Annotated in this window: 19 protein-coding genes; 8 read left to right on the forward strand and 11 right to left on the reverse strand. The window is 66.8% G+C overall.

Annotated features, from left to right (window positions below; genetic code table 11):
- Window positions 1-3 precede the first annotated feature (3 nt).
- Together leuS and ACN2C8_RS18420 are read right to left on the reverse strand one after the other, a co-directional pair.
- A complete protein-coding gene (leuS, locus tag ACN2C8_RS18415; RefSeq protein ID WP_419253495.1) occupies window positions 4-2,595 on the reverse strand; it encodes a leucine--tRNA ligase in 2,592 nt (863 codons plus the stop codon).
- Window positions 2,596-2,734: 139 nt separating this feature from the next.
- Window positions 2,735-3,271 carry a DUF3576 domain-containing protein gene (locus tag ACN2C8_RS18420; RefSeq protein ID WP_419255924.1) on the reverse strand — a complete coding sequence of 179 codons (537 nt, stop codon included), beginning with the start codon at window positions 3,269-3,271 and terminating at the stop codon, window positions 2,735-2,737.
- Between the two features lie 248 nt (window positions 3,272-3,519).
- Here ACN2C8_RS18420 and ACN2C8_RS18425 point away from each other — a divergent pair, with 248 nt between their 5' ends.
- Window positions 3,520-3,930, forward strand: coding sequence for an NtrZ family periplasmic regulatory protein (locus ACN2C8_RS18425; RefSeq protein ID WP_419253497.1), 411 nt, complete (start codon window positions 3,520-3,522; stop codon window positions 3,928-3,930).
- On the opposite strand, the gene ACN2C8_RS18430 is transcribed toward ACN2C8_RS18425, so the two are convergent.
- Entirely contained in the window at window positions 3,927-4,538 is a 612-nt protein-coding gene (locus ACN2C8_RS18430) for a thiamine phosphate synthase (protein ID WP_419255925.1), read from the reverse strand. The genes ACN2C8_RS18425 and ACN2C8_RS18430 overlap by 4 nt on opposite strands.
- 21 nt (window positions 4,539-4,559) lie before the next feature.
- On the opposite strand from ACN2C8_RS18430, the gene ACN2C8_RS18435 reads away from it, so the two are divergent.
- Together ACN2C8_RS18435 and ACN2C8_RS18440 are read left to right on the forward strand one after the other, a co-directional pair.
- Window positions 4,560-5,258 (forward strand): YggS family pyridoxal phosphate-dependent enzyme, encoded by a 699-nt coding sequence (locus tag ACN2C8_RS18435; RefSeq protein ID WP_419253498.1) that lies wholly within the window; start codon window positions 4,560-4,562, stop codon window positions 5,256-5,258.
- Between the two features lie 36 nt (window positions 5,259-5,294).
- The gene (locus tag ACN2C8_RS18440; protein WP_419253499.1) at window positions 5,295-5,606 is read left to right on the forward strand and encodes a YdeI/OmpD-associated family protein; all 312 of its coding nucleotides are present in this window, start codon (window positions 5,295-5,297) and stop codon (window positions 5,604-5,606) included.
- Window positions 5,607-5,613: 7 nt separating this feature from the next.
- On the opposite strand, the gene ACN2C8_RS18445 is transcribed toward ACN2C8_RS18440, so the two are convergent.
- Complete coding sequence (locus ACN2C8_RS18445; RefSeq protein WP_419253500.1) at window positions 5,614-6,120, reverse strand: L,D-transpeptidase family protein; 507 nt, start codon at window positions 6,118-6,120, stop codon at window positions 5,614-5,616.
- Window positions 6,121-6,181: 61 nt separating this feature from the next.
- On the opposite strand from ACN2C8_RS18445, the gene ACN2C8_RS18450 reads away from it, so the two are divergent.
- Window positions 6,182-6,868: a response regulator transcription factor gene (locus ACN2C8_RS18450; RefSeq protein WP_035048857.1), complete on the forward strand. Its 687-nt coding sequence runs from the start codon at window positions 6,182-6,184 to the stop codon at window positions 6,866-6,868.
- Between the two features lie 82 nt (window positions 6,869-6,950).
- On the opposite strand, the gene secB is transcribed toward ACN2C8_RS18450, so the two are convergent.
- Window positions 6,951-7,445 carry a protein-export chaperone SecB gene (gene secB, locus ACN2C8_RS18455; RefSeq protein ID WP_419253501.1) on the reverse strand — a complete coding sequence of 165 codons (495 nt, stop codon included), beginning with the start codon at window positions 7,443-7,445 and terminating at the stop codon, window positions 6,951-6,953.
- A 161-nt stretch (window positions 7,446-7,606) separates the two neighbouring features.
- On the opposite strand from secB, the gene timA reads away from it, so the two are divergent.
- Genes timA through ACN2C8_RS18470 form a run of 3 tightly spaced genes read left to right on the forward strand, consistent with a single transcriptional unit; the run spans window position 7,607 to window position 9,909 of the window.
- Window positions 7,607-8,206 (forward strand): TIM44-related membrane protein TimA, encoded by a 600-nt coding sequence (timA, locus tag ACN2C8_RS18460; protein ID WP_419253502.1) that lies wholly within the window; start codon window positions 7,607-7,609, stop codon window positions 8,204-8,206.
- The gene (locus tag ACN2C8_RS18465; RefSeq protein ID WP_419253503.1) at window positions 8,206-9,351 is read left to right on the forward strand and encodes a murein transglycosylase A; all 1,146 of its coding nucleotides are present in this window, start codon (window positions 8,206-8,208) and stop codon (window positions 9,349-9,351) included. Before timA ends, ACN2C8_RS18465 begins: the two co-directional genes overlap by 1 nt.
- Window positions 9,352-9,354: 3 nt before the next feature.
- Complete coding sequence (locus ACN2C8_RS18470; protein ID WP_419253504.1) at window positions 9,355-9,909, forward strand: Smr/MutS family protein; 555 nt, start codon at window positions 9,355-9,357, stop codon at window positions 9,907-9,909.
- Window positions 9,910-10,090: 181 nt separating this feature from the next.
- Here the strand turns inward: ACN2C8_RS18470 and ACN2C8_RS18475 are convergent, their stop codons facing one another.
- From ACN2C8_RS18475 to ACN2C8_RS18500, 6 genes are read right to left on the reverse strand one after another with little or no spacing between them, the layout of a single operon-like run.
- Entirely contained in the window at window positions 10,091-10,414 is a 324-nt protein-coding gene (locus ACN2C8_RS18475) for a phosphoribosyl-ATP diphosphatase (protein ID WP_419253505.1), read from the reverse strand.
- Window positions 10,411-11,193, reverse strand: coding sequence for an imidazole glycerol phosphate synthase subunit HisF (hisF, locus tag ACN2C8_RS18480; protein WP_419253506.1), 783 nt, complete (start codon window positions 11,191-11,193; stop codon window positions 10,411-10,413). The genes ACN2C8_RS18475 and hisF overlap by 4 nt, the downstream gene beginning before the upstream one ends.
- Window positions 11,193-11,927, reverse strand: a complete 735-nt coding sequence (gene hisA / locus ACN2C8_RS18485; RefSeq protein WP_419253508.1) for a 1-(5-phosphoribosyl)-5-[(5-phosphoribosylamino)methylideneamino]imidazole-4-carboxamide isomerase — start codon at window positions 11,925-11,927, stop codon at window positions 11,193-11,195. The genes hisF and hisA overlap by 1 nt, the downstream gene beginning before the upstream one ends.
- Window positions 11,915-12,556, reverse strand: coding sequence for an imidazole glycerol phosphate synthase subunit HisH (gene hisH, locus ACN2C8_RS18490; RefSeq protein ID WP_419253509.1), 642 nt, complete (start codon window positions 12,554-12,556; stop codon window positions 11,915-11,917). The genes hisA and hisH overlap by 13 nt, the downstream gene beginning before the upstream one ends.
- A gap of 12 nt (window positions 12,557-12,568) precedes the next feature.
- On the reverse strand, window positions 12,569-13,159 hold the full coding sequence (hisB, locus tag ACN2C8_RS18495) for an imidazoleglycerol-phosphate dehydratase HisB (protein ID WP_419253510.1): 591 nt from the start codon (window positions 13,157-13,159) through the stop codon (window positions 12,569-12,571).
- An 8-nt stretch (window positions 13,160-13,167) separates the two neighbouring features.
- Window positions 13,168-14,157: an adenosine kinase gene (locus ACN2C8_RS18500; RefSeq protein ID WP_419253511.1), complete on the reverse strand. Its 990-nt coding sequence runs from the start codon at window positions 14,155-14,157 to the stop codon at window positions 13,168-13,170.
- Between the two features lie 126 nt (window positions 14,158-14,283).
- Between ACN2C8_RS18500 and ACN2C8_RS18505 the strand changes: the two genes are divergently transcribed.
- Window positions 14,284-15,150 (forward strand): ATP-grasp domain-containing protein, encoded by an 867-nt coding sequence (locus ACN2C8_RS18505; RefSeq protein WP_419253512.1) that lies wholly within the window; start codon window positions 14,284-14,286, stop codon window positions 15,148-15,150.
- The last annotated feature ends 42 nt before the right edge of the window (window positions 15,151-15,192 follow it).

Here is a 15,192-nt window from a genome sequence, read left to right on the forward strand (position 1 = left end):
CGGTCAGTTGGCCACGATGTTGACGATACGGTCCTTGACCACGATCACCTTGCGGACCGTGACCCCCTCAAGGTGGGCCAGAACGGCCGGATCGGCCAGCGCGATCTTTTCGACTTCGGCTTCAGACAGCCCGGCCTTGACCTTGATCTCGCCGCGACGCTTGCCGTTGATCTGGATCGGCAGCACGCGCTCGTCATCGGCGGCCAGGGCCGGGTCGGCCTTGGGCCAGGGCGCGTCGACCACCAGACCTTCGCCGCCCAGGCTGGCCCAGGCTTCCTCGGCCAGGTGAGGGGTGAACGGAGCCACCAGGCGCGCCAGGATGTCCAGGGCCTCCTTACGGGCCGCCAGGACGCCTTGGGACGCGCCTTCGGCCGGAGCGGCCTTCAGGGCGTTCAGGAACTCGTACAGGCGTGCCACGCCGCTGTTGAAGCGGAAGCCGTCGATGCTGTCGGTGACGAAGCCGATCAGCTTGTGAGCCGACTTGCGCAGGGCCATGGCGGTCTCGTCGCCGGCGTCATGGGCGAAATCGCCGGCCGGCTGGCTGTCGAACTCGTTCCACAGGCGGTGGGTGAAGCGCCACGAGCCTTCGACGCCGGAATTGGTCCACTGCACGTCGCGCTCAGGCGGGCTGTCGCTCATCACGAACAGGCGCGCGGCGTCGACGCCGTAGGCCTCGAAGATGTCCTCGGGGGCGACGACGTTCTTCTTCGACTTCGACATCTTCTCGATGTCGCCGATGGTGATCGGCTCGCCGGTCGTCGCATGCTTTGCGGTGCGGCTGTTACCTTCCGCCGTGATGACCACGTCGGAGGGCTCAACCCACTCGCCGGCGACGGTCTTGTAGGCCTCGTGGGTGACCATGCCTTGCGTGAACAGGCCGGCGAACGGCTCTTCCACCGACAGCAGGCCCTCGTCCTTCAGGGCGCGGGTGATGAAGCGGGCGTACAGCAGGTGCAGGATCGCGTGCTCGACGCCGCCGATATACTGATCCACCGGCATCCAGTGATCAGCAGAAGCCTTGTCGATGCACTCGGCGGCGTCCGGATTGGCGAAGCGCGCGAAATACCAGCTGCTGTCCATGAAGGTGTCCAGCGTATCGGTTTCCCGCTGGGCAGGCGCTCCACAGGACGGGCACGCTACGTTCTTCCAAGTGGAGTGACGCACCAGCGGATTGCCCGGCTTGTCGGCCTCGAAAGTGACGTCGTCGGGCAGCACCACCGGCAGCTGGTCTTCCGGCACCGGGACGGGACCGCAGGTCTCGCAGTGGACGATCGGGATCGGGCAGCCCCAGTAGCGCTGGCGGCTGACGCCCCAGTCGCGCAGGCGATAGACCGTCGCGCCCTGGCCCTGGTCCTGGGCCTCGATGCGGGCGACCACCTCGGACTTGGCGGACTCGATGTCCATCCCGTCCAGCAATCCTGACTTGTAGATCGAACCGGGGCCGACATAGGCCTCCTTGCCGACCGCGAAGGTCGCCGGATCCTCACCGGGCGGCAGAACCACCGGCAAAACCGGCAGGTTGTACTTCCGGGCGAAATCCAGGTCGCGCTGGTCGTGGGCCGGGCAGGCGAAGATGGCGCCGGTGCCGTAGTCCATCAGGATGAAGTTGGCGATCCAGACGGGCAGGGTGATCGTGGGGTCCAGCGGGTGGACCACGCGCAGGCCGGTGTCGCGACCCAGCTTCTCGGCGCCTTCGATATCGGCTTCCGAAGTGCCGCCCTTGCGGCATTCGGCGATGAAGGCCTGCAGCTCGGGATTGCCGGCCGCCAGCTGCTCGGCCAGCGGATGTTCGGGGGCGATACCCACGAAGCTGGCCCCGAACAGGGTGTCGGGCCGGGTGGTATAGACCTCAAGGCCGGCGTCATGGCCGGTCGGAGCTTCGCCCGCGAACTTGAAGCTAAAACGCAGGCCCTTGGACCGGCCGATCCAGTTCTCCTGCATGATCCGGACCTTTTCGGGCCAGCGATCCAGGGTCTTGAGGCCGTCGATCAGGGCGTCGGCATAGTCGGTGATGCGCAGGAACCACTGGGTCAGCTTGCGCTTCTCGACCGGGGCGCCCGAGCGCCAGCCCTTGCCGTCGATGACCTGCTCATTGGCCAGGACGGTCATGTCGACCGGATCCCAGTTGACCGAGGCTTCCTTGCGATAGACCAGGCCGCGCTTCAGCAGCTTCAGGAACCAGGCCTGCTGCTTGCCGTAATATTCGGGGTCGCAGGTCGCGAACTCACGCGACCAGTCGATCGAAAGGCCCAGGGCTTTCAGTTGCTCGCGCATGGCGGCGATGTTGTCGTAGGTCCAGCCCTTGGGGTGGACGCCGCGCTCCATGGCGGCGTTCTCGGCCGGCATGCCGAAGGCGTCCCAGCCCATCGGATGCAGCACCGAGAAGCCCTGGGCGCGCTTGTAGCGGGCCACGACGTCGCCCATGGCGTAGTTGCGCACATGGCCCATATGGATGCGCCCCGACGGATAGGGGAACATCTCGAGCACATAGTATTTCGGCCGCGCATCCGAGATGTCCGCCGTCTTGAAGACGTCGGCTTTGGCCCAGGCGTCGCGCCATTTGGGCTCAGTGTCTTTGGGATTGTAGCGGGCCATGGAAACCAGATGTCTAGATTAGGCGGAAAGGCGCCCCAAAAGGCGCGTCCGCGAGACATATAAGCGGTTTCGCGGCCTGAGCGCGCTGAAAGTGCGGCGGTCGGGGTCTTCGCCGCGAACGACGAAGACCCGCCGGGGCTTAGCCCTTGATGTTCGAAAGTCGAAGCTGACGCGCGCGGGTCAGGATCGCGTTTTCAATGTCGGTCGCCGTCTGGTCGGCGGTGGGCGTATCGGTCCAGCCTCCGGCCGCATCCTTGGCCTGCTTGAACACGTTGACGTTCAGGCCGTCGGCGCGCAGGCGGGTGTCGAGGATGTAGACGGTCGCCTTGAAGCGCTCGTCAGGCTTTTCCGGGTTTACGTACCAGTCGGTGACGATCACGCCGCCGTAAGGGTCGGCCGAGGCCAGGGGCATGAAGGCCAGGGTGTCGAGCGTCGCCCGCCACAGATAGCCGTTAACGCCGATCGAGCCTTCGCTGGCCGGGGCCTTGCCGCCACCGCCGCCCAGGCCCTTGAAGGGATTGAAGCCGCCCACGTCGTCTTCCGACACGGTCGAAAAAACCTTGGGACCCTTGGTGCTGCCGCAGGCGGATACGCCCAAAACCGACAGCGCCAGTACGCCAGCGGCGACGCCGCGCAAAACCGACCCACGCTCAAACGCCATAGTACCTCGCTCCAATATCTCGCCGGCGCGATCGCGCACTGTGGCGCGCCCCCGCAGCCGGAGGCCGGTCTATAGCATGGCCGCGCTGCCTCAAAACAGGAATCGCGTGACCGGTCCGCCACAGGCGCCGGTTGAATCGCGACAATAGCGGTATCCTGCGACCAAACGCCGGTTGACCACGTTCTAGCCAAGCCTTTAATCGATAATAAGGGCGCGACCTCCTACATGGGGGGACGCGGGTTTGGGACAGGTAACGAGTAGCGATGACCGCGATGCGTTTTTTTACGGCAAGCGCCGCCGCGCTGATCCTCACGGGATCGGCGACGATCGCTCACGCTCAGATCAAGACGCGCTCTGCCACGCCTGATTTTACGGTCAAAAACGACTTTACCAGCAACCCCAAGGGCGTGTTCAGCCCGCGGGACTCCAAGAAGACCCTGCAGTGGGACGCCAAGAAGGGCAAATGGGGCCTCAAGCTCGGCCTCGACCAGCCCGTCGGTCGTGAGATGGAGCTGAAGGACGTCGAAGCCGGCGCCTATTTCAAGCTTACGCCGTCCATTCGTGTCGGCGGCGCCGTCGCCCTGGGCGACAACAACCCGGCCCTGGCCGCCCGCAAGGCCGAGCCGGTCGAGCCCGCGCCCCGCGTGCGCCTGGAAACTGCGTTCAAGTTCTAGGACAAGAACGCTTCGACGGCCGCGAGGCCGACGATCCCCGTATTTCTCAGGCTTTCCACGGTTACCGCCCGAATTCCGCCCAGGGCGTAGACCGGCGTGTCCGTGGCTGAGACCAGAGCGCTCAGGCCCTCGACTCCCAGCGGCGTTCCCGTTGACGGGCTGTTGCTCTCAAAGACCGGCGACACGACCAGGGCGTCGGCTCTCAGAGCGCTGGCGGCCATGACGGCCTCGCGGTCGTGAGCTGCGATCGTGATCAGCCAGTCCGGCTGCCTTGTGCGCAAAAGCGACGCGGTCTCTCTGGTTCTTTGCGGCAGATGCAGGCCGTCGGCGCCAATGGACCGGGCCAACGCCTCGTCCGCGCCGGCCAGCAGAACCAGGCCGCAGCGATCGGCGATGGCGCGCAGGCGCAGCCCCTGGGCCACAGCATCCGCTGCGCCGAAAGCCCGAAACACCACCCCCGCGCCGCGCGGCAGGCGTTCGGCGACGGCCTCGGGGTCTGGAACTCGGTTTGGATCGGTGAAGAAAAGCAGGCTGGGCAGGGCTAAACCGCGCGCCGTCCTTGGCGCGAAGGTCATCGCCGTCCTAGACAGGGCATCCAGCTCATCCATCGGTTTCAAGCGGTCTCCTGCATGCCCGACGCCCCCCAAGACAGCGCATTGGCCTCTATCCGTGCCCGTATCGCCGCCGCCGAGATCGCGGCCGGTCGCGCGCCGGGCTCGGTTACGCTGGTCGCCGTGTCCAAGACCCAGCCCTGGGACCATATCGCCCCGGTTCTGGCTGCTGACCAGCAGGTGTTCGGGGAAAATCGTGTCCAGGAGGCGATGGAGCGCTGGACGCCGCATCGTGACGGCGTAGAACTGCACCTGATCGGGCCGCTGCAGACCAACAAGGTGCGCGACGCGGTCGGCTTTTTCAACGTGATCGAGACGGTGGACCGCGAGAAGCTGGCGCGGGCTCTGGCCGACGAAATCTGCCGCCAGGGCAAGGCCCCCCGCCTCTATGTGCAGGTCAATATCGGTCAGGAACCACAGAAAGCCGGCGTGGAGCCCTCCGAAGCGGATGATTTCATCGCTCTTTGCCGCGAACTGGGTCTGACCCTCGAGGGGCTGATGTGCATCCCGCCCGCGGAAGATGACCCGGCCCCGCATTTCGCGGCCCTGCGGGAGATCGCCCGGCGAAACGGCGTCGAAAAGCTGTCGATGGGCATGAGCGACGACTTCGAGATCGCCATCGCCCAGGGCGCGACCTCGGTGCGGGTGGGATCGGCGATCTTCGGGGTGAGGGGGGCTGCGGACCTTGCAATTTCCGCTCCCGCAGCCAGGACTTGACGCTAGCCTTCGACGTCGTTGCAGCAAGGTTTCGCGATGAGCGCTTTTGCCCAGGGGACTGTCCACGACGCCGGTGAAGACCTCCAGGCAGCGGTGCAATCGGATCCGACCGTCCTTGGGCTTTGGGAAAGCCTGACGCCGCTTGGGCGAAATGAATTCATTTGCTGGGTCGATGACGCCAAGCAGTCCGCAACCCGCCAGCGCCGCATCCAGAGAACCCGCGAGGAACTGTTGGAGGGCAAGAAACGGCCCTGTTGCTGGGCGGGTTGTATCCATCGTACCGACAAGGCGCCGAGCCGTTGGCAACAGGCCGTCCTGATCGATGGGAAGGCCAAGCGCGGTCTATAGGCCGGGCCTAGGGCGCGATCTCGATGGCGTCGCCCGGCTTGGCCAACGTCAGCAAAGTCTCCAGATCCTCGCGCGCCAGGGCCACGCAGCCTTCGGTGCCCGAATAGTCCTCGCGCGCCAGGTGCAGGAAGATCGCCGAGCCCAGTCCTGGAACCGGCGGATCGTCGTTGTGAGCCAGGATCCCGACCAGGTCATAGACATGGTCGTCTCGCCACAATCGCTCGGCGCTGGCGGGGTAGGGCAGTTTGACCGGTCGATTATAGGCCGGGTCGCCCGGCGCGTCGCACCAGCCGTCGTCAGGCGCCATCGCCTTGACGGGCAGGGCGGTGGTCGGGCCGTCTGGATAGACGTCGGGGCGGTAAAGAATCTCGCGGATCGCCCAGACGCCCACCGGGCTTCTGTTGTCGCCCTCGCGCTTGTCGGCGGCGGCGATGACGCCGGCCTTGCCCAGGGCGCATCGAACCGTGCGTCCGTTGACGTCAATCTGGCCGTCGGGGTGGGCCCTGAAGATCATTGTCGGCTTCTCCGCTCCCAAGGGTTGTCGCCGGGGGGCGCAGCGGTGCATGTTCCGGCCTATGGCGCAACGCAAGACCCTTCTGCTGATCGACGACGACGACGACCTGCGCGGCGCGCTGGCCGAACAGCTCGCCCTGCACGAAGAGTTCGCGGTGGCCGAGGCGGCCACGGCCGGCGAGGGCGTGCGCATGGCGCGCGAGATCAAGCCGGATCTGGTCCTGCTCGACGTCGATTTGCCTGACATGGACGGCCGCGAGGCCTGCCGATTGATGCGCAAGAACGGGGTGATGGCCCCGGTGATCATGCTGACGGCTGCGGCCAGCGACAGCGACACCATTCTGGGGCTGGAATCCGGCGCCAACGACTATGTGACCAAGCCCTTCCGCTTCGGCGTGCTTCTGGCCCGCATCCGCGCCCAGCTGCGCAGCTACGAGGCCTCGGAAGACGCCCTGTTCCGCATCGGTCCCTACGAGTTCCGCCCTTCGGCCAAGCTGCTGGTCGACGAAAAGCAGAAAAAGGTGCGGTTGACCGAGAAGGAAACCAACATCCTGAAATACCTCTACCGCGCCGGCTCAAAGCCGGTGTCGCGCGAGGAACTGCTGACCGAGGTCTGGGGCTATAATGCGGGTGTCACCACCCACACCTTGGAAACCCACGTCTATCGCCTGCGCCAGAAGATCGAGCCCGATCCGGCCATGGCCAAGATCCTGATCACCGAAATGGGCGGGTATCGGCTGCAGCCGTAACGACAGAGCCCGCGCTAGAAAAGAAAAACCCCGGCCGCATCGCTGCGCCGGGGTTTCTCAAATTAATCGGATCGAAAACGCCTCAGGCGTTGCCGACCACCACGCCTTCGGCCTGGGCCTTGCGGGCGGCATAGACGCCGCCGAAGTCGATCGGGTCGATCAGGAAAGGCGGGAAGCCGCCTTCGCTGGTGATGTCGGCGATCACCCGGCGGGCGAACGGGAACAGGAAGCGCGGGCACTCGATCAGCAGCACTTCTTCGAGGGCCGCTTCTGCGACGCCGGCGATGTGGAACAGGCCGCCATAGACGACCTCTACGTGGAACACCGGCTGGTCGTCGCGGGTGGCGCGGGCCGACAGCTTCAGGTCGACCTCGAACAGGCCGTCGGTGCGACCGCGGGCGTTCATTTCAACGCCCATGTCGATGGCCGGCTGGGCCGTGCCCGAGCGCAGGCTGTCGGGCGCATGCGGGCTCTCGAACGAGAAGTCGCGGATGAACTGGGCCATGATGCGGATGCCCGATTGAGCGGCCGCATTATCGTCAGTAAGCGCCTCGGGGGCGGCGGTCGTATCGGTCATTAGGAATAAATCCGTACTCGGCCGCTAGAAAGGCCGCTAGGAGAGAGCGGCGCTGCTAACACGCGGAGGGCCCTGGTGCAACGCCAGGCGCCTGACGGGAGAGCTCGCCTCGCCTATATAGACAGGGCGACCAGCCTGTCGACGCAGACGCGGATACCCAAGTGCTAATACAGATTCTCGTTCTCGCGGTTATTGCCGCTGTCGTTCTCTACCAGCTCTACGCCACCCTGGGCCGTCGCGTCGGGCGTCAGGCCGAGGACGCGCCCGTTACGGCCAAGACGGTTCCGGCCCCGGCCGGTCCCGCCGAAGCCATGGTCACGGGCCCACTGGAGGGTGTCGCCGCTCTGCGCGCGCGCCAGCCCGATTTCAACACCAGCCATTTTCTGAGCGGGGCCCGCTCGGCCTATGAGATGATTGTCACAGCGTTCGCCGCCGGCGACCGCGAGACGCTCAAGCCGCTGCTGGCTGACGAGGTCATGGCCAATTTCGAGGCGGCCATCGTGGCGCGCGAAACCGAAGGCCGGTCGGAAAAGGTCGAGATCATGACGCCGCCCCGCGTCGATCTCGACACGGTCGCCGTCGTCGGTGACACCGCCCGCGCTACGGTGCGCATCCTGGCCGAGGTGCGCGCCCGCACCACCAGTACCGAGGGTGAAGCCGTCGATGACCGCCGCACCGCCGAGCTGTGGACCTTCGAGCGCGACCTGAAATCGGCCAATCCCAACTGGACCCTGGTCCACGTTGCGGCCGCCGAAGCCTGATGTCTCGCCTTGGTCTGATCGCCGTCCTGGCTTCGCTGACCCTGGCGGCCTGTACAACCACCACGCCGCCGCCGATCGCGACCGGTCCCCTTGTCCCGCCGGTCAGCCCGACCACGCCCGAGACGCCCAGCGTCCCGGTTCTGGGTTTCAGCACCCTGGCCGGCTGGTCCGAGGAAGATCACCTTGCCGCCCTGGACGCCTTCCGCGCCGGTTGCGGCGTGGCCCGCGAGCAGGAGATGGCCCGGGTCTGCCGTCTGGCCCGCACGGACGGTCCGCGCGACGAAGGGGGCGCCCGCCTGTTCCTGGAAGCCAATTTCCGGCCGCAGGCCGTGGGCGACCAGGGCCTGCTGACCGCCTATTTCGCCCCGAAATACGATGCGCAGATGTCGCGCTCCGACGCGTTCAGCGCCCCGGTGCGCGGCGTGCCCTCCGATCTGGTGATGCTGGACCTGGGCGCTTTCGAGCCCAGCTTCGCCGGCAAGAAGGTCACCGGCCGGGTCAAGGGCGGCAAGTTCGAGCCCTATCCCGACCGCAAGGCCATCGAGGCCTCGCCCATCGACAAGCCCCTGGCCTGGATGCGCCCTGAAGAGCTGTTCTTCCTGCAGATCCAGGGCTCGGGCATCCTGGTCATGCCTGATGGTCGCCGCCTGCGGGCCGCCTTCGCCGGCGGCAACGGCAAGCCCTTTGTCGGCATCGCCACGGCCATGCGCGATCGGGGTCTGCTGACCGACAACAACACCTCGGGCGATGCGATCCGCACCTGGCTGGCCGACAATCGCGGGCCCAAGGCCGACGAGATCATGCAGCTGAACCCGCGCTACATCTTCTTCAAGCTGTCGGATGACGACGGCAAGGAAGCCGTGGGCGCGGCCGGCATACCCTTGCCGGCGGGCCGGGCCATCGCTGTTGATCCCAGCCGCCACGCCATGGGCGGCCTCTACTGGCTGGACGCTGCGGCGCCCAAGCTGGCCGGCGCCTTCCCCGCCTATCGCCGCCTGGCCGTGGCGCTGGACGTGGGCGGCGCGATCAAGGGCGAGGTTCGCGCCGATCTCTATACCGGCAGCGGCTCCAGCGCCGGCGTGGAGGCGGGCCGCGTGCGCCATGACCTGCGGATGTACCGCCTGGTTCCGATACCGAAGTCATAGGCCATGAAACGGCCGCCGCGACCGGAAGAACTGCGCCTGTGGGGCATGGTGGCCGATACCGTGCACGCGCTGCCGGGCGACAAGCCGTTGAAGATGCGGGCCAAGGTCAAGGTCAGGCCGGTCAAGGCTCCCAAGGCCGCGAAGGTTCAGCCCACGCACCTGGCCTCGATCGCGCCGCTGCGCATCGATCCGGCCGAGATCCGGCCCGCCCCGGTCAGGACCCCGAAGTCGGCGCCCGGCCATATCGAGCCCAATCGCCGCAAGCGCCTGATCAAGGAACACGATCCGATCGGCGCGCGACTGGACATGCATGGCTTTGACCAGGATCAGGCCCGCCCCGCCCTGGAGGGCTTCATCCGCCGCGCCTATGCCGATGGGCATCGCGCCGTGCTGATCATCACCGGCAAGGGCAAGATCGGCCACGGGGTGCTGAAGAAGCACACGCCGGAATGGCTGGCCTCACCAGCCCTGCGCGAGATGATTGCCGGGGTGTCACAGGCCGACCAGCGACATGGAGGCGAGGGCGCGCTGTACGTGGCGCTGAAGCGGCGGACCTAGGGCGCGCTCAGGCTCACATCAAGCTCCGTCATTCCCGCCCTTGTGGCGGGAACCCCTGTTTCAGCTGACACATGAAGAGCCAGCGAAGTGCGCAGGCACTTCGCCCCTGCTGCACCTGCGGCGGTACGAGGGGTTCACGCCATAAGGGCGGGAATGACGGAAGAAAAGGTAGAATGTCGGCCTACTGAGGCCGAGACGCCTTCTCGGCGATCCCGGAAGTCCCCTCACGCGCCGCCAGCTTGTCGGCCACCGCGTCGAGCGATACCCCCGAGGCCGCCAGCAGCACCAGCCAGTGGTACAGCAGGTCAGCGCTTTCCGACGCCAGCGCGTCCGGCCCCTGGGCGACGGCGGCGATCACCGTCTCGACGGCTTCCTCGCCCAGCTTCTTGGCGGCCAGGGACGGATCAGCCAGCAGCTTGGCGGTGTAGGACGCGGCTGGATCGCCGCCCTTGCGGCTGTCGATCGTGGCGGCCAGGCGCTCGAGGGTTTCGAACAGCTTGCTCATGCCGCGCCCTTCAGGTCGTCGAGGCGCACGGGGATACCGGCGTCGGCCATGGCCCGCTTGGCCTCGCCGATGCTGATTTCGCCGAAGTGGAAGATCGAGGCGGCGAGCACGGCGGCGGCGTGGCCGTCGCGGGCGGCTTCGACCAGGTGCTCGGTCTTGCCCGCGCCGCCCGAGGCGATCACGGGCACGGAAACCGCGCCGGTTACAGCCTTCAGCAGGGGAATGTCGTAGCCGATCTTGGCGCCGTCGCGGTCCATCGAGGTCAGCAGGATCTCGCCCGCGCCCCGCTCGACCACCTTGGCGGCCCAGTCGACGACGTCGAGACCGGTGTCCTTGCGGCCACCATAGGTCCAGACGTTCCAGCCGCTGCCGTCTTCGCGCAGCTTGGCGTCGATGGCCACGACCACGCACTGGGCCCCGAAAGCATCCGCGCCGGCGGCGATCAGGTCAGGATTTTCAACGGCGGCGGTATTGGTCGAGACCTTGTCGGCCCCGGCCAGCAGCAGGCGGCGCATGTCGGCCACCTCGCGCACGCCGCCGCCGACCGAGACCGGCATGAAACAGACCTCGGCGGTGCGGGAAATCACGTCGAGGATCAGGCCACGGCCTTCGCTGGAGGCGGTGATGTCCAAGAACATCAGCTCGTCGGCCCCGGCCGCGTCATAGGCGCGGGCCTGCTCGACCGGATCGCCGGCGTCGCGCAGGGCCACGAAATTGACGCCCTTGACCACCCGCCCGTCCTTCACGTCGAGGCAGGGAATGATCCGGGTCTTCAGCATCAGGCCGCCGCCACCATCAGGGCTTCGGCCGGCTGGATCGTTCCGGCATAGAGCGAGCGGCCCAGGATGGCCCCGGCGATCCTGACGCCGGGACGGGCCTTCAAGCGCTCGATATCGCCCACGGCGGCGACGCCGCCCGAGGCGATGACCGGGATCGAGACCGCGTCGGCCAGCTCGCCCACGCCCTCGACATTCACCCCCGTCAGGGCGCCGTCGCGGCTGATGTCGGTGATGATCAGGGCCGCCACGCCGGCGTCCTCGAAGCGACGCGACAGGTCGATGGCGGACAGTTCGGAGAGACCGGTCCAGCCGTCGACCGCCACCTTGCCGTCGCGCACGTCGACGGCCACGGCGATCTGTTCGGGCCACAGGCGGGCGGCCTTCTTGACCAGTTCCGGATCATGCACGGCGATGGTGCCCAGGATCACGCGGCTGACGCCGGCCTCGATCCAGGCCTCGATGCCTTCCAGGGTGCGGATGCCGCCGCCCAGTTGCACGGGGATCGAGATCGATTCCAGGATCGACTGCACGGCGGCTGTATTGACCGACTTACCCTCGATGGCCCCGTTCAGGTCGACCACGTGCAGCCAGGAGAAGCCGTCCTTGACGAAGCGTTCGGCCTGGTTGGCGGGCGAGGTGTTGAAGACCGTGGCCTTCTCCATGTCGCCGTGCAGCAGACGCACGCACTGGCCGTCCTTCAGGTCGATGGCGGGATAGAGGATCATGGGCGCCATTCCAGAAAGTTGGCGAGCAGGGATAGCCCTGCAGCTTGAGATTTCTCGGGGTGGAACTGTACCCCTGCGACATTGTCCTTGACCACCGCCGCCGTGAACGGGCCGCCGTGGTCAGTGGTCGCCAGGACATCGGCCGGATCGGTCGGCGTCAGGGCGAAGGAGTTGGCGTAGTACATGTGCGCGCCGTTTTCGACGCCGGAAAACAATGGGTGATCGCGCGTCAGTTGGATCGCGTTCCAGCCCATGTGCGGAATGGTCAGGCTCGGGTCGTTGGGCGCCAGTTTCCTGACCTCTCCGGCGATCCAGTCCAGGCCCGGCGTGACGCCGAACTCGAGGCCGCGGGTGGCCAGCAGCTGATGGCCGACGCAGATACCCAGGAACGGCGCGCCCTTGCGGTGCACGGCCTCGTTCATGGCGTCGTACACGCCCGAGGCGTCAAGGCCGGCGCGGCAGGAGGCGAACGCTCCTACGCCAGGCAGCACAACGCGGTCGGCGTTTGCCACCAGGGCGGGATCGGCAGTGACAACGATGTCAGCGGCGATCCCCCGGCGACGGGCCGCCTCACGCAGGGCCTTTTGAGCCGAACGCAGGTTGCCCGACCCGTAATCGATCAGGGCGACGGTCTGCATGAGATCAGTGTCCTACAGAACGCCCTTGGTGGAGGGGGCTTGGCCGCCGGTCTTGGGGTCGATCTCGACCGCCTGACGCAGCGCCCGGGCCAGGGCCTTGAACCCGCTCTCGGCGACGTGGTGGGTGTTGTCGCCGTACAGGGTCTCCAGATGGACGCAGGCCCCGCAGTTCATGGCGAAGGCGTGGTGGAACTCCTTGAAGAGCTCGGTGTCCATCTCGCCGACCTTGGGCCGCTTGAAATCGACCTTCCAGATCAGATAGGGCCGGTTGGACAGATCGATGGCGCAGCGCGTCAGGGTCTCGTCCATCGGGATATAGGCGTGGCCAAAGCGCCGGATGCCCTTGAAGCCTTCCAGCGCCTTGTTTACGGCCAGGCCCAGCACGATGCCGGTGTCTTCCACCGTGTGGTGCATGTCGATGTGCAGGTCGCCCTTGGTCTCGACCTTGAGGTCGAAGCCGCCGTGGCGCGCGAAGCTCTCCAGCATATGGTCGTAGAAACCAATGCCGGTGGAGATCGTCGAGACGCCGGTCCCGTCGAGATCGATCCAGACCCGGATCTGGGTCTCCTTCGTCTCGCGGACCACTTCAGCGGTGCGGGCCATGGTCTTCCTTAGAGTCCGTTTTGGGCCGCGAGGTCCCGCAGGCTGACCTGCGGGCGCGGACCGTAGTGGGCGATCACCTCTGCGGCCGCCAGGGAGCCCAGCTGGCCGCAAACCGGCAGCGGGCGGCCCTGGGAGAGGCCGTAGAGGAAACCCGCCGCGTATTGGTCGCCTGCGCCCGTGGTGTCCACGACTTTTTCCACGGGGTAGGCCGAGATTTCATGAATCTGTCCGCCCGCGACCACGACCGAGCCGTGTTCGCTGCGGGTGACGGCGGCGATGGTGACGCGCTCCGACAGGGCCTTCACGGCAGCGTCGAAATCGTCGGTCTCGAACATCGCGCAGACTTCCGAGGCGTTGGCGAAGACGATGTCGCACTGGGTTTCGACGAAGCCCAGCAGGGCGGCGCGATGGCGTTCGACCACGAAGCTGTCGGAAAGGGTGATGGCGATCTGGCGGCTGGAGCCGTGCGCCAGGGCGGCGGCCTTGGCGAAGGCGCGACGGGCTTCGGGCGGATCGAACAGATAGCCTTCGAGATAGGAATATTTGGCGGCTTCGATGATGGCGGGATCGACGTCGGCGCTGGTCAGCTCGACGCAGGCGCCCAGATAGGTGCTCATCGTGCGCTGGGCGTCGGCGGTGACATTGATCAGGCTCTGAGCCGTCGCCGGGCCTTCGGCCAGAGGCGGCGTGGTGAAGGTGGCGCCGATGGCGCGCATGTCGTGGGTGAAGACGCGGCCCAGCTGGTCGTCGGCGACCTTGCCGATAAAGGCGCCTCGACCGCCGAAGCTGGCGACGCCGGCGACGGTGTTGCCCGCTGAACCGCCAGAAGCCTCGATGCCCGACGCCATGACGTCATACAGGCTGGAGGCGCGCGCCACGTCGATCAGGGCCATCGAGCCCTTCACCAGGCCCTCGCGCTCGAGGAAGGCGTCGTCGCACTGGGCGATGACGTCGACGATGGCGTTACCGATGGCGGCGACGTCGTAGAGAGCGGTCATGGAGATCGGCAAGCCTTTGAAAGTGCAGGGCGCGAAAAGCGTCTAAGGGGCGGCAAGTAAAGGAAGCGCGAGGTCAAGGCAACGTGAGGCTTGCCGTGGAACCTGCGCCATTCTAACCGCATGGGCATGACTTCGACGACCGCTGATATCCTGATCCTGGCGCCCTCCTCGGAAAACACCGCCTATGCCGCCGCCGGCGTGCGGTTGTTCGAGCGGCTTGCCGCCCCGCTGCGCGCTCACGGCCTGACCGTGACGAGCCAGCCGTGGACCGATCCGGTGGATCCTGACTCCGCCCGGCTGGTGCTGCCCTTGCTGGCCTGGGGCTATCACCTGCGTCAGCCCGCCTGGTTTTCCCAGCTGGACGCCATGGAGGCGGCGGGCGTCCCGGTGATCAACCCCGTCCCGACCCTGCGCTGGAACACCACCAAGACCTATCTGATCGAGCTGGAGGGGCGCGGCGCGCCCGTCGTGCCCACCCACGCCCATGATCGGCTGACGCCCGAGGCCCTGGCCGCAGCCTTCGACGCCTTTGGCGTCGACGAGGTGGTGGTCAAGCCGCAGATTTCCGGGGGTTCGCAGGACACCGTCCGGTTCAAGCGCCACGGAACGCTGGAAGGCGGCCCGCCCGGCGCGGCCTTGATCCAGCCTTTTCTGCCGGCGGTGGCCGAAGAGGGCGAGCTGTCGCTGTTCTTCTTCGACGGTGCGTTCAGCCACGCCGTTTCCAAGGTGGCGACCGGCGGCGACTTCCGGGTGCAGCCGCAGTTTGGCGGTCAGATTTCCGGCGTCGCGCCCGAGCCCGAGGCCCTGCATGCGGCGCATATGGTGCTGGAGGCGGCGAGCCTGCCCCTCACCTATGCCCGCATCGATCTGATCCGGGGCCTGGACCACACCCCGCAGCTGATGGAGCTGGAGGTCATCGAGCCGGACCTGTTCCTGGAGCATGCCCATGACGACGGCGCGGCGTTCGCGGCGGCGGTGATGGCCAGGCTCTAGCGGATCGCGAGGGCTGACCTATCTAGGTTGTAACCGCAGGAG

The organism is Caulobacter sp. ErkDOM-C (assembly GCF_048541825.1).
Classification (GTDB): domain Bacteria; phylum Pseudomonadota; class Alphaproteobacteria; order Caulobacterales; family Caulobacteraceae; genus Caulobacter.